The organism is Schumannella sp. 10F1B-5-1, from assembly GCF_006517535.1.
Classification (GTDB): domain Bacteria; phylum Actinomycetota; class Actinomycetes; order Actinomycetales; family Microbacteriaceae; genus Schumannella.
Window position 1 is genome coordinate 1 of record NZ_VHQH01000052.1, and the last position, 201, is coordinate 201.

A 201-nucleotide genomic window follows, 5' to 3' on the forward strand; every position below is an offset into this window, starting at 1 on the left:
CGAGCGCTGCAGCTCGACGAGCGCCTTGAGCACGGCGAGCGAATCGTCGCCGTAGTGGTCGGCCGGCACGATCAGCGACGCCGACACCGCATCCTGCAGCAGCATCGTGTTGGCGCCCGCCTCGCGGACCAGCTCGTCGCGGCTCAGTCGCCGCTCGCTCGGCAGCATCGACGGCGCGGCCACCTTGGCGCCGCCCGGCAG

General features: G+C 73.1%; 1 pseudogene. It reads right to left on the reverse strand.

The features are described from left to right. Nucleotides 1–201 (reverse strand): annotated as a pseudogene (locus FJ658_RS14975) (MerR family transcriptional regulator); the annotation flags it as partial.